Genomic DNA, 12,910 nt, shown 5'->3' on the forward strand with positions numbered 1-12,910 from the left:
CTTACTTCTTCTTGATGAGGTCCTTGAGAGCCTTGGCGACCGTGAAGCGAACGACGGTCTTGGCCGGAATCTTGATGGCTTCGCCCGTCGCCGGGTTACGGCCCATCCGCGCCTTGCGCTTGACGACCTTGAACTTGCCGAGGCCCTTCATGGGGACCTCGCCGCCCTTCTTGATCGTCTTCTCGACGACCGTCGTCAGCCCCTCGAGGAACATCTTCGCGCTCTTGCGATCGGAGCCTGCCGCTTCGGACAGGGCCTGGATCAACTCGGTCTTCGTCATCGAAACATCCTCCAAAGGTGGGAAAACACGAACCGCAGTATGCACTTTTGCTAGAAAAAATCAATACAAAAACGATCTCCGTCGTGCGTCGACCGCGCGCGCGACCTCGGACGCCGTTCCGGATGACGCATCGACATGAACGTCGGCGAGCGCGTAAGCGGCGCGGCGGCGCTCGAAGAACGCGCGGCGATCGAGCGCATCCGCGAGCGCCAGGAGAGGACGGGACGACGGATCGTCGACGCGCGCCCGCGCCACCTCGAGCGGGAGATCGAGCCAGCACGAGACGCCGTTCGCGCGGATGAACGCGCGATGCGGAGCGCCGAGGAAGAGTCCGCCGCCGGTCGCGACGACGAGCCTGCTGCGACCTTCGAGCGAGAGGAGCGCGCGCCATTCCGCCTCGCGGAACGCGCCTTCGCCCTCGGTGCGGAAGATCGTCTCGATCGTCGTTCCGCGCTCGCGCTCGACGATCGCGTCGGTGTCGGCGAACTCCCAGCCGAGATCGTGAGCGAGCGCGCGTCCCACCGTCGACTTCCCCGCCGCCATGAATCCCACGAGGTAGATCGCGCGATCACTCATGCGCAGGGCCACGCTCCCCCGCAGCGACCGCGACGTCGAGCGTGTTCTCGTCCGGCGTCCGCGGGCACTGGAAACGCTCGGGCTCGCCGTACGCGCACGACGGGTCGTACGCACGATTGAAGTCGAGCGTGTACGGCCCGCCCTCGTCCCCTTCGAGATCGACGTAGCGTCCCGCGGCGTACGTTTCCTTGCCGCTCGTCACGTCCTTGAAGGGGAGGAAGAGGCCGGCGCCCCCCGGACGCGCCGGGAGATCGAGGAGACGGTAGACCTGGAGCATGAGCACGCGGCCGTCGCGCTCGAACCGCACGCGGCCCCACCGCTCGCACGGCCGCGCCTCGCCGGTCGTCGTGACGATCGTCATCCGCTCGGGGTGTTCGTACGGCTCGAGCATCCCGCCGTAGCGCCACGACGGATCGAGCGGGTAGTACGGGAGCCCCTTGAACGCGCTGCGCGCCGCCTTCGGCAGCGGCGAGTCCGCGTCGGTCCGGAACGTCTCGTCCTTGGCGAGGCGATCGGTGGCGATGTCCCTTGCCCACGACGCGGGCGGCGGCACCGGCGTCATGACCGACGGGTCGCTCGCGCCACAGGCCGCGCACAGGAGAACGGCGGCGACGAGGAAGCGCCTCACGACCACGCCGTCGGAATCCTGAGGGTCCGTCCCAACTTGTCCCGGTGCAGGAGGTAACCCTGCGCACGGCCCATCTCCCAGAGGCGTCGCGTCACGTCGACGTCCTTCCTGCAGTACTGCTCGATGAGGTCGATGCGCCCCTGCTTCCACCACTGCAGGCTCTGGAGGCCGTCCCCCGCCTTCGACTCGCCGAGGTTGACCTCCGAGAGGTGGCCCAGCGAGACGCGGAAGCCGACGCAGTCATGGATGACGCCGAGCAGGTCGAGCGTCCGGATGCGTCCGAGGTCGCGATCGGTGTACCCCGAGAGGACCGCGAGATCGAACCGGTCGATGTTGAATCCGATCACACGATCGGCGAAGGCGAGGTCGAGGAGAAGCCGCTCGACGTCGGTTTCGTAATAGGTCCGGTAGCACCGCGCTGCGGCATCGAAGACGACGGCGAGAGCGAGCCCCATCTTCGCGACGTGGTTCCAGCCGCCGACCTCGTCGGCGCTGCGCTGGGTCTCGAGATCGAAGACGAGCACGCGATCGCCCGAGACGGCCGGCGTGGGGACGGCGCGCGTGATCCCGTGCTTCTTGATCGGCGGAGCGACCGGAACGGGCACCGACGTATCGTCGAGGTCGACGGCCTCGTCCCCGAGCACGATCGCGAGGAGACGTGTCGCCCCGGCCTTGTCGAGGGGCTTGTTGCCGTTCCCGCACTTCGGTGACTGGATGCAGGCGGGGCAGCCGGCGTCGCACGGGCACGCGGCGATCGCCTCGCGCGTCTTGGCGAGGAGGGTCTCGAGGTCGCGGAAGGCGCGCTCGGCGAGCCCCGCGCCTCCCGGCACTCCGTCGTAGAGGAAGATCGCAGGCCCCCCGATCTGCGGGTGCATCGTGTAGGAGATCCCGCCGACGTCGCCACGGTCGGCGATCGCGAGCAGCGGGAAGAGCCCGATCGCGGCGTGCTCGGCGGCGTGGAGCCCTCCCATGAAGTGCAGACCGTCGGCGGCGAACGCCGTGGCGAGCGCCGGGGGGATCTCGATCCATAGACCGGTCGTCTCGTACATCAAAGGCGGTGCGTCGAGCGGATAGGTCGCGATCGCCTCGCCGCCGAAGAGGCGCTTCTTCTGATACTCGCGAATGCGGACGGTCACCTTCAGGCGGCCGAAACCGACGGAGATCGCGCCGCCGGGAACCGGCAGCGCGCGCTCCTCCAGCCGGTCGAGGATCTCCGTCTCCTTCTCGCCGAGGACGACGGTGTAGTAGTCCGCGCGCACCGATCGCGCGATCACGCGCTTGTGCTCCGCCTCGAGGGCGTCGATCACGTACGACTGGCCGGCGTGCAGGTAGATCGCGCCCGGATGACATTCGTGCCAGACGCGCATCGCGTCGATCGTACCGAGCATGCGCCCGCGCCCCGCTTCGAGGATGGCGTAGGGCGCACCGGCGCTGCGCGGGCTGATCTCGCGCTGCGGGCGCCTCCGGTAGGAAACGTAGCGCCGCCCTTCCGCATCCTTGGCGAGCCGGCCGGCCGCCGTCAGGTCCCGGACGAGGTCGCGGCCGCGCGGATCGAGCGCATCGACCTCCGTCGAGGTCAGCGCTTCTTCGGCCGCCGCGCACACGAGGTGCGCGCCGGCGACGACCGGGTTCCATGGATCGAGGACCGCTCGCTCGAACGCGCCGTCGAAGAGCTCGTCGGGATGCGCGACCAGGTACTGATCGAGCGCGTCGGGCAGCGCGATGAGGATGACGAGCGCGTCGCGCCCTTCACGCCCGACCCGGCCGATGCGCTGCCACGTCGACGTGCGCGAGCCCGGATAGCCGACGAGCACGCAGACGTCCAGCCCGCCCACGTCGATGCCCAACTCGAGCGCGCTCGTCGAGAGGACGGCGAGCAGCTCGCCGGAGTAGAGCTTCTTCTCGATCGCGCGCCGCTCCTCGGGAAGGTAGCCCGCGCGATACGGGGCGACGTGGCGGCGGAGCTCGGGGGCCTCCTGCGCGATCCACGTGTGGAGCAGCTCCGTGACGCGCCTCGCCTTCGTGAACGCGATCGTCCGCGCTCCTTCCCGCGCCGCGGCGACGACCGCGCGCACCGCGGCCGTGTAGGGCGAGACGGTGACCGGATTGACGACGATCACGTCCCGCGCGGCCGAAGGCGCGCCCGATCGGTCGACGAGGCGGAACGGCACCCCCGCGAGCGACGCCGCGAACTCGTCGGCGCGCCCGATCGTCGCCGACGCCGCGACGAACGACGGCGACGCCCCGTGGAGCGCGGCGAGGCGCCGCAGTCTCCGCACGATGTGGTGGACGTGGGCGCCGAAAACGCCGCGGTAGACGTGGAGCTCGTCGAGCACCACGTAGCGGAGGCGCGCGAGGAACGGCGCCCAGTCGGCGTGGTACGGGAGGATCCCCGCATGGAGCATGTCGGGGTTCGTGATGAGGACGTCGGGCGGGTCTTGCTTGATCTTGCGGCGCATGCCGTCGGGCGTGTCGCCGTCGTAGATCTCGAAGGTCGGCGGGCGGAGGCGTCCGGTCGCCGCGGCGAGCGCGCGGAGCGTAGCGAGCTGGTCCTGCGCGAGTGCCTTCGTGGGGTAGAGAAAGAGCGACGTCCCCGGCGGGTCGCCGAGCGCGGCCTCGATCGCGGGGAGCGCGAAGACGAGCGACTTGCCCGACGCCGTCGGCGTCGCGACGAGCACGTTCTCCCCCGCGCGCGCGGCATCGAGCGCCGCCGCCTGGTGCGCGTAGAGCCTCTCGGCGCCGAGCGCACGATGGGCCTCCTCGATCTCCCGGGGAAGCGGGCGCTCCGTCGCCGCGTACCGGGGTTCGGATCCGTCGAGACGTCGATGATGGGCGACCTTGGGGCCGAGGAGCGGATGCTCCAGGATGCGGCGGACGACCGGATTCATGTGGGGCTCGCGGGAGGAGGCCGGGCCGCGGATTATAGCCCGGCGAGCGCCTCGCGGGTCCGCACCGTGTCGGGGTGCTCGTCCCCGAGGACACGCTCGCGGATGCCGAGCGCTTTCTCGAATGCTTCCTTGGCCTCCGCGGTCCGCGCCTGCCGGCGCCGGAGCTCGGCGAGGTGGACGAGCGCGGCGGCGCGGGCGGGGTTGTCCGGAGGAAGGCTCGCATCGAACGCCGCGAGCGACTTCGTCAATGCCTCCTCGGCACGCTCGAGCTTCCCGTCGGCCAGGTACATCTCCCCGAGCGCGTCCTGGACCGGAGCGACGTCGGCGCTCGAGTCACCGAACAAGATCGTCCGGCTTTCGAGCGCTTCCTCCAGGAGCGGCGCGGCTTCCGCGGTCCGCCCTCGTCTCACGAGAACGAGACCGAGCATGTAGACGCCGCGGATGTGGTTGATGTCGGTAGGCTGATAGGCGTTTCGCAGACGCAGCGCCTCCCGCTGCTCCGCCTCCGCGCGCTCGAGATCCCCGCGAATGAGGTAGAGGGTTCCCAGGCTGTCGTGGGCGGAGGCGACGTACGGAAGCCAGTTCGGCTTCGACGATCCGTACAGGGCCAGTGCTTCCCGGATCAGCGCCTCCGCGTCGTCGAGCTTGCCGAGGTCCCGCCGCACGCAGCCCAGGTTCTCCAGGATGTAGCCGAGATCGTCGTGCCGCGTGTCGGGACGCGAGCGCGCCCGAGCGGCCGCCGACGCGAAGATCGCCTCGGCCTCGCGAAGCCGTCCTGCGATCACGAGGTATTCGCCAAGGCTGATCGTGCGCGCGGAGGCCTCCCAATCCGGGTCGCGCAGAACGTCCTTCCGGATCTCGACGGCGCGCGTGAGACACCGGATCGCCGGGTCGTAGAGGCTCGCGGTCGCGAGCGCGGCGCCGACGTGCTCGAGCAGGCTCACCGTCGCTTCCGGTCGATCCGGCCAGCGTGTCTCGAGGGACGAGACGAGCCGCTCGACCGCTTGCGGATCGAGCACGCGGTCGGAATAGATCCCGAACGTCAGGTCCGCGCGCACGAGCTCGGAGAGGACCTTCGCGCCCCGCTGTGCCGCGCGTGCCTCCTGGTTCGCGCGGTTCCGCTCGGCGACCAGGTTTCGAGCGACCACCGTCATCGCGATGCCGAATCCCGCGAGGAGCACGACGACGAGGGCGAGCGCCGCGAACGGCACCTTGTGCCGGACGACGAGTTTCCGGAGCTGGTAGGCCGCGCTCGGCGTGCGTGCGAGGACCGGCTGGCCCGCGCGGAACCGGCGCAGGTCGTCCGCGAGCGCCGAGACCGAGCCGTAGCGGCGGTCGGGGTCCTTCTCGAGCGCCGTGCCGACGATCGTCGCGAGATCGGGATCGAGCCGCCACGGTGCCTTCCACAGGCTCCGGAGCGCACGGGGCGGCTCGTCGCGCAGCACGCGCGGCACGTCGAACGCCGGGACCTCCTCGAGATCGAACGGGTGCGCCTTCACGAGCATCTCGTGGAGGACGATGCCGAGCGCATAGACGTCGGCGCGCGCGTCGACGCGGTCGGGATCGCCGGCGAGCTGCTCGGGGCTCATGTAGGCGAGTGTCCCGCGGAGCGTGCCGAGCTCGGTCGCCTGCGTGGCCCGCACGAGGTCGACGTCGGTGATCCGGGCGAGGCCGAAGTCGAGGACCTTGACGTGCCCGTCGATCGTCACGACCAGGTTCGACGGCTTCAGATCGCGGTGGAGGACGCCTCGTTGATGCGCGTACGCGACGGCGTCCGCGATCTCGAGGAAGAGCCCGAGGCGTTTCTCGATCTCCTCACGCGAAGGCGGATCGGGCCTCGATGCGAGCCAGGCGTCGAGCGCCTCGCCGAACGCGAGCTCCATGGCGAAGTAGTGGAATCCGTCGTCGGTGCGTCCCGAGGCGTAGAGGCTCGCGATCCCGGCGTGCTCGAGCCGTGCCAGCGCTTGGACCTCACGCCGGAAGAGGCGCAGCACGGCTTCGTCGACGAACTGCTCGCCGCGCACGACCTTGAGCGCGACACGGCGCCCGGTCTCCGTCTCGGCGGCCTCGTACACGACCCCCATCCCGCCCCGCCCGATCTCGCGGACGATCGAGAACGTGCCGATCGCGGAGGGAGGCCCGATGTCGCGCGTCATCGCGAGCGAGAAGATACGTCGTCCGGGAGCGGCGCCGTGAGATCGATCGCGCCGACGACGATGCGTGCGCAGTGCAGGAGATGGCGCGTCGGGCCACCCTCGTCGCGCCGCGCGTCCCGGACCCCACGGACGAGATCGAGATAGTCCGCATCGGGCCGCCCGTAGAGGATGTCTCCGACGATCGCGTGTCCGATCGCCTCGAGATGGACGCGGAGCTGATGGCGGCGTCCGGTCTCCGGGAACAGGCGCAGCAGTGTCGCGCCGCCGAGCCGGCGCTCCACGCGCCACCGCGTCACCGCGCGCTCGCCGCCTTCGACCACCGAGCGGCGCACGAACACCTTGCGCCCTTCGACTTCGCCGATCGGACGATCGATCGTCCCCTCGTCGCCTTCGATCTCGCCCGTCACGATCGCGACGTACTCCTTGTGGACCTCGCCGCGCTCGAACGCGGTCGCAAGCGTGCTCGCGGCCCCCGCGTCTTCTGCGACGAGGAGGACGCCCGACGTCTCGCGGTCGAGACGGTGGACGAGACGCAGCTCCTCGCAGCCTTCCTGACGGCGCAGCATGCGAATGATCGTGTTCTCGCGGACCGTGTTCACCGGATGGACCGGAATCCCCGCCGGCTTGTCGACCGCGAGCCAGCCGTCTCCGCGCGCGAGCACCGGAATCTCGAGATCGAGCAGCTCCTCGACGATCGGCGTATAGCCGATGCGCACCTCGCCGCCGGGACGCACGGGTGTCGATGCCCGAGGCCTCACCCCCCACGACAGAATCACGCGCTCCTCGATCGCGCGCTGGATGCGTGCGCGCGAGAGGCCCGGGATGCGCTCGTGCATGAAGAGGTCGAGGCGCTTCCCCCGGTCACGCTCGCCGACGGCGAAGACCGTCTGCGGCTCGCTCACGCGATTCGCCAGCGCAGCGCTTTCAGGATCGCGCGGTTCGCCTCGGGCATGCCGAGCGCGTCGAGCGAGGCGGGGTCGGCCCACGCGTACGGCCTGCCGCCGTCGACGCGTGGCTCACCGCCGGGATCGTCGACGAGGAAGACGTGGAAGCGGAGGCGGCGATCGGGGTAGTCGTGGACGAACATCAAGAGGGGCTCGGCAGCCTTCGCCTGGAGCCCGGTCTCTTCCTCGAGCTCACGAAGCGCCGCCGCCTCGGGCTCCTCGCCCTCTTCGACCTTGCCGCCGGGAAACTCCCAGGCGCCGCCCTGATGGACGTCCTCGGCGCGCCGCGCGACGAGCACCGACCGGCCGCGCCTCACGACGGCGAGCGCGATGTCGAGGATCAGGCCGACGCTCCGGCTCCGGCGGTCGTGTAATCGTAGAAACCCCGGCCGCTCTTCTTGCCGAGCCAGCCCGCCTCGACGTACTTCCGGAGGAGCGGGCACGGCCGGTACTTGGCCTCGCCGAGCCCCTCGTGGAGCACCTCGAGGATATAGAGGCAGGTGTCGAGCCCGATGAAATCCGCAAGCGTGAGCGGGCCCATCGGGTGGTTCATGCCGAGCTTCATGATCGTGTCGATCGACGCGGCGTCGGCGACACCCTCGTGGAGGCAGAAGATCGCCTCGTTGATGAGCGGCATGAGGACGCGGTTGCTGACGAAGCCCGGGAAATCACGGCAGAAGACCGGCGTCTTGCCCATCGTCTCGGCGAGGACCTTCGTCGTCGCGGCGGTCTCGTCGGTCGTCTGGAGGCCGCGGATGACCTCGACGAGCTTCATGACCGGCACCGGGTTCATGAAGTGCATCCCGATCACCTTCTCCGGACGCTTCGTCGCCGCCGCGATGCGCGTGATGGGGAGCGACGAGGTGTTCGTCGCGAGGATCGCCTTGGGCTTCACGATCTTGTCGAGCGCCCCGAAGAGCTCGAGCTTGACGTCGAGCTTCTCGACCGCCGCCTCGACGACGAAGTCGCAGTCGGCGAGATCCTCGAGCCGCGTCGTGCCGGAGATCTTCTCGAGTGTCGCGTCCTTCTCGGCGCCGGTCATCTTCCCCTTGTCCACGCCGCGCTGGAGGTTCTTCGCGATCGTCTCGAGGCCCTTCTGGACGAAGCGTTCCTCGATGTCGCGCATGGTGACCGCGATCCCCGCCGCCGCGGCGACGTGCGCGATCCCGTTCCCCATCTGTCCGGCGCCGATGACGCCGAGCCGTTCGATCTTCATGAGAGCCTCCTGATCGCCATGCCGACGGCGTTTCCGCCGCCGAGGCACAGCGCCGCGATCCCCTTCTCTTCCTTGCGATCCTCGAGCGCGTGCAGGAGCGTCGTCAGGATCCTGGCCCCCGAGGCGCCGATCGGATGCCCGAGCGCAACCGCGCCGCCGCGCACGTTGTGCTTCTTCGGGTTCAATTCGAGCACGCGCTGGAGCGCGACCTGCTGCACCGAGAACGCCTCGTTGAACTCGTAGAGGTCGACGGCGTCCGCCGTCCAGCCGGTCTTCTCCCAGAGCATGCGGACCGCTTTCTCGGGCGCCATCATCACGAGCTCCGGCGCGAGCCCCGACGACGCGTAGGCGACGATCTCCGCGCGCGGCGTCAGGCCGAGCTTCTTCGCCGTCGCCTTCGACGTGACGACCACCGCCGAGGCGCCGTCGTTCACGCCGGGCGCGTTCCCTGCGGTCACGGTGCCATCCTTCTTGAACGCCGGCTTGAGCGCGCGGAGCGCCTCGATCGTCGAATCGCGGCGCGGGCCCTCGTCGGTGTCGACGATCGTCGCGCCCTTCTTCCCGGGGACCTCGACCGGGACGATCTCGCGCTTGAACATCCCCGCGTCGATCGCCGCGACCGCCTTCTGGTGGCTCTCGAGCGCCCACTGGTCCTGGTCGGCGCGCGTCACCTTCCAACGCTCCGCGACGACCTCGCCGGTGTTCCCCATGTGGTAGTCGTTGTACGCGTCCCACAGTCCGTCGTGGATCATCGCGTCGAGGACGGTCTGGTTGCCCATGCGGAAGCCGGCGCGCGCGTTCTTGAGCAGGTACGGCGTGTTCGACATCGACTCCATGCCGCCCGCGACGACGATCTCCGCGTCGCCGCACTTCACCGCTTGCGCCGCGAGGACGACCGCCTTCAATCCCGACCCGCACACCTTGTTGACGGTGAGCGCCGGCACGGTGTCCGGGATCCCGCCGAAGATCGCCGCCTGGCGCGCGGGGTTCTGGCCGAGCCCCGCGCCGACGACGTTCCCCATGATCACTTCGTCGACCTGCTCGGGCGAAAGGCCCGCCCGCGCGACCGCTTCGCGTACCGCGATGGCGCCGAGGCGCGTCGCGGGAATCGAGGAGAGGGCGCCCAAGAACCTGCCGATGGGCGTGCGAACGGCGCTCACGAGGACGGGGTTGTCCATGAAGGACCTCCTGGAGCGCGAAATTCTAGCAGCCGGTGCTCGTCAGGCCAGGCGGCCGGAGATCTCGGCGAGGCGCCGGAAGCGAGCGGCCAAATCGGCCGTGAGCGCTCCGTCGGCGGCGCGCCAGCGCCAGTTGCCGTCGACGATGCCGGGAGTGTTCATGCGCGCGGCCGACTCGAGACCGAGGAGGTCCTGGAGCGGGACGATCGCGAGATCGGCGACCGAGGTCATCGCGACGCGGACGAGCGTCCACGCGATCTCGTCCGCCGTCCCGCCCACGTAGTCGAGCACGCGCCGCCGCGCGCGCTCGTCCTGCGCCATGAGCCACCCGCGCGCCGTGTCGTTGTCGTGCGTGCCGGTGTAGACGACGGTGTCCTTGACGAGGCGGTGAGGCGCATGCTCGGACGCCGGATCGTCGAAGCCGAACTGGAGCACGCGCATCCCCGGAAGGCCGAGGGCGCGGCGGAGCTCGACGACGTCCTCCGTGATCACGCCGAGGTCCTCGGCGACGAACGGCATCGATCCGAGCGCGGCGCGGGCCGCCTCGAAGAGCGAGAGGCCGGGCCCGGTCTCCCACGCGCCGTCGGCCGCCGTCTTGGCCGAGGCGGGCACCGACCAGTAGCCCGCGAACCCGCGGAAGTGATCGAGCCGGAGCGCGTCGTGGAGGGCGAGCCCGTGACGGAGGCGCGCGATCCACCACGCGTAGCCGGTCTCGCGCGCACGATCCCATCGATAGAGCGGATTCCCCCAGAGCTGTCCCGTCGACGAGAAGTAATCGGGCGGAACGCCGGCGACGCGAAGCGGCGCGCCCTCGGCGTCGAGCATGAAGAGATCCTGGTGCGCCCACACGTCCGCCGAGTCCTGCGCCATGTAGATCGGCACGTCGCCGAGGATCGCGATCCCGCGCCCTTTCGCCTCCTCGCGGAGGGCCCGCCACTGCGCGAAGAAGACATACTGGAGGCGCCGGTGGCGCGCGATCGCGTCCCCGAGCTCCCCGCGCGCCGCGTCGAGCGCTGCGGGCTCGCGCCGCCGGATCTCCGCCGGCCACGCCATCCACGGCACGCCGGGGTGGCGCTCCTTGAGCGCGGCGAAGAGGCTCCAGTCGTCGAGCCAGAACGCGTGCTCGCGCTCGAAGGCGGCGAGCCGCTCGGCGTCGACCGACGCCTGATCGCCGAACCAGCCGGGGTCGCCCGCGAACGCGGAGAGCGTGTTGTAAGGCGAGCCGCCAGGCCCCGGCGGTCCGAGCGGCAGCACCTGCCAGACGCCGGCGCCGGCTTCCTGCGCCCACGCGAGGAACGAGCGGACCGGTTCGGCGAGCGATCCATCGCCCTTGGCGAGCGACGTGGGGTGGACGAGGACGCCGGCGCGGCGCTCCATCTATCCGGGAGGCCAGGTCATCGGCCTGCCGCCGAGGACGTGGAGATGGAAATGGAGGACCGTCTGCCCGGCTGCGGGGCCGACGTTCGTCACGACGCGGTAGCCGTTCGCTCGGCCCTCCTTCGCGGCGACCTCCTTCGCGACGAGCATCAGGCGTCCCAGGAGATGCGCGTCTTCCGCCGTTCCGTGATCGAGAGAAACGATGTGCCGCTTCGGGATCACGAGGACGTGCGTCGGAGCCTGCGGGTCGAGGTCGCGGAAGGCGACGACCTCGTCGTCCTCGTGGACGACGGTCGACGGGACCTCCTTGGCCGCGATGCGGCAGAAGATGCATGACGTCGTCATCGGATCCTCTCGATCGACGCGCCGAGAGCCGAGAGCTTCGTCTCCATCGACTCGTACCCGCGGTCGAGATGGTAGGCGCGATCGACGACCGTCGCGCCATTGGCGGCGAGGCCGGCGAGGACGAGGCATGCCGAGGCGCGGAGATCGGTCGCCATGACCTGCGCGCCGGTGAGGCGCGTCGGCCCCACCACCACCGCCGAGCGGCCGTCGATCCGGATGTCGGCGCCCATGCGCTGCAGCTCCCCGACGTGCATGAAGCGGCGCTCGAAGATCGTCTCGGCGATGAGCGCAGCGCCCGTCGCCTGCGTCATGAGCGTCATGTACTGCGCCTGCATGTCGGTGGGGAATCCTGGATGCGGGCTCGTTCTGAGGTCGCGCGCGACGAGGCGCTCGGGGCGCTTGACGCGCAGGGCGTCGCCGGCCGGCTCGACCCGCACCCCGGCGGCGTCGAGCTGTTGGAGCACCGCCTCGAGGTGGTCGGCCCGGGCGCCCGCGACCTCGACCGACTCGCCGACGAGCGCACCGGCGCACAAGTAGGTCGACGCCTCGATGCGATCGGGGATCACGCGGTGCGTCGCGCCGTGGAGCGGCCTCCCGCCCTCGACGACGATGTCGCCGCTCCCCGCGCCCTTGACCTCCGCCCCCATCGCGTTCAAGAGGTCGGCGAGGTCGACGATCTCGGGCTCCCGCGCGCAGTTACTGAGATGCGTCGTCCCTTCGGCGAGCGTCGCCGCCATCATCAGGTTCTCGGTCCCGGTGACGGTCTTGAACGGAAAGGTGATCGCGGCGCCATGAAGCCGGTACGCCTGCGCCTCCACATAACCGTGCTCGATCGTGATCGACGCCCCCATCTTCTGGAGGCCGTCGATGTGGAGGTTGATCGGGCGCTCGCCGATCGCGCAGCCTCCGGGGAGCGACACCCGCGCCTTGCCGTAGCGCGCGACGAGCGGGCCGAGCACGAGGACCGACGCCCGCATCGTCTTGACGAGATCGTACGGCGCCTCGAACGATTGCAGCTTCCGGACATGGACGGTCGCCGTCCCGCCGCCGCCGTCGGAAACGTCCGCCCCGAGCTGCTCGAGCACGCGGAGCATCGTGCGGACGTCGCGCACGCGCGGGAGGTTGGCGACCTCGACCGGTTGATCGGTGAGGAGCGTCGCCGCGAGGGCCGGGAGGGCCGCGTTCTTCGCCCCGGCCACCTGGACACGCCCGGCGAGGCTGCGTCCGCCGACGATTCTGAGCTTGTCCATCGAAGGCGCGGATCATAGCATCGCGACTTGCTAGAATTCCCGCTTGCACGGCCCGATTTCCCCGTGCACGGA

General features: G+C 70.1%; 12 protein-coding genes. All 12 read right to left on the reverse strand.

Annotated features, from left to right (window positions below):
- Position 1: 1 nt before the first annotated feature.
- The 12 genes from VFV19_19360 to murA are packed head-to-tail and all read right to left on the reverse strand — an operon-like array spanning position 2 to position 12,838.
- Positions 2 to 280 (reverse strand): HU family DNA-binding protein, encoded by a 279-nt coding sequence (locus VFV19_19360; protein HEX4826466.1) that lies wholly within the window; start codon positions 278 to 280, stop codon positions 2 to 4.
- A 60-nt stretch (positions 281 to 340) separates the two neighbouring features.
- Positions 341 to 856, reverse strand: a complete 516-nt coding sequence (locus VFV19_19365) for a shikimate kinase (GenBank protein HEX4826467.1) — start codon at positions 854 to 856, stop codon at positions 341 to 343.
- A complete protein-coding gene (locus tag VFV19_19370; protein ID HEX4826468.1) occupies positions 849 to 1,490 on the reverse strand; it encodes a DUF1684 domain-containing protein in 642 nt (213 codons plus the stop codon). The genes VFV19_19365 and VFV19_19370 overlap by 8 nt, the downstream gene beginning before the upstream one ends.
- A complete protein-coding gene (locus tag VFV19_19375) occupies positions 1,481 to 4,372 on the reverse strand; it encodes a DEAD/DEAH box helicase (GenBank protein ID HEX4826469.1) in 2,892 nt (963 codons plus the stop codon). Before VFV19_19375 ends, VFV19_19370 begins: the two co-directional genes overlap by 10 nt.
- Before the next feature lie 32 nt (positions 4,373 to 4,404).
- Positions 4,405 to 6,528, reverse strand: a complete 2,124-nt coding sequence (locus VFV19_19380; GenBank protein ID HEX4826470.1) for a serine/threonine-protein kinase — start codon at positions 6,526 to 6,528, stop codon at positions 4,405 to 4,407.
- Positions 6,525 to 7,430, reverse strand: a complete 906-nt coding sequence (locus tag VFV19_19385; protein ID HEX4826471.1) for an RluA family pseudouridine synthase — start codon at positions 7,428 to 7,430, stop codon at positions 6,525 to 6,527. Before VFV19_19385 ends, VFV19_19380 begins: the two co-directional genes overlap by 4 nt.
- Complete coding sequence (locus VFV19_19390; protein ID HEX4826472.1) at positions 7,427 to 7,789, reverse strand: NUDIX domain-containing protein; 363 nt, start codon at positions 7,787 to 7,789, stop codon at positions 7,427 to 7,429. Before VFV19_19390 ends, VFV19_19385 begins: the two co-directional genes overlap by 4 nt.
- Positions 7,790 to 7,812: 23 nt before the next feature.
- The gene (locus VFV19_19395; protein ID HEX4826473.1) at positions 7,813 to 8,688 is read right to left on the reverse strand and encodes a 3-hydroxybutyryl-CoA dehydrogenase; all 876 of its coding nucleotides are present in this window, start codon (positions 8,686 to 8,688) and stop codon (positions 7,813 to 7,815) included.
- The gene (locus VFV19_19400) at positions 8,685 to 9,866 is read right to left on the reverse strand and encodes an acetyl-CoA C-acetyltransferase (GenBank protein ID HEX4826474.1); all 1,182 of its coding nucleotides are present in this window, start codon (positions 9,864 to 9,866) and stop codon (positions 8,685 to 8,687) included. Before VFV19_19400 ends, VFV19_19395 begins: the two co-directional genes overlap by 4 nt.
- A 42-nt stretch (positions 9,867 to 9,908) precedes the next feature.
- Positions 9,909 to 11,243 carry a 4-alpha-glucanotransferase gene (malQ, locus tag VFV19_19405; protein ID HEX4826475.1) on the reverse strand — a complete coding sequence of 445 codons (1,335 nt, stop codon included), beginning with the start codon at positions 11,241 to 11,243 and terminating at the stop codon, positions 9,909 to 9,911.
- Positions 11,244 to 11,588 (reverse strand): histidine triad nucleotide-binding protein, encoded by a 345-nt coding sequence (locus VFV19_19410; GenBank protein ID HEX4826476.1) that lies wholly within the window; start codon positions 11,586 to 11,588, stop codon positions 11,244 to 11,246.
- Positions 11,585 to 12,838, reverse strand: a complete 1,254-nt coding sequence (murA, locus tag VFV19_19415; protein HEX4826477.1) for a UDP-N-acetylglucosamine 1-carboxyvinyltransferase — start codon at positions 12,836 to 12,838, stop codon at positions 11,585 to 11,587. Before murA ends, VFV19_19410 begins: the two co-directional genes overlap by 4 nt.
- Between the last annotated feature and the right edge of the window lie 72 nt (positions 12,839 to 12,910).

The sequence above is a fragment of the Candidatus Polarisedimenticolaceae bacterium genome (assembly GCA_036275915.1).
In the GTDB taxonomy this organism is placed as follows: Bacteria; Acidobacteriota; Polarisedimenticolia; order Polarisedimenticolales; family DASRJG01; genus DASRJG01.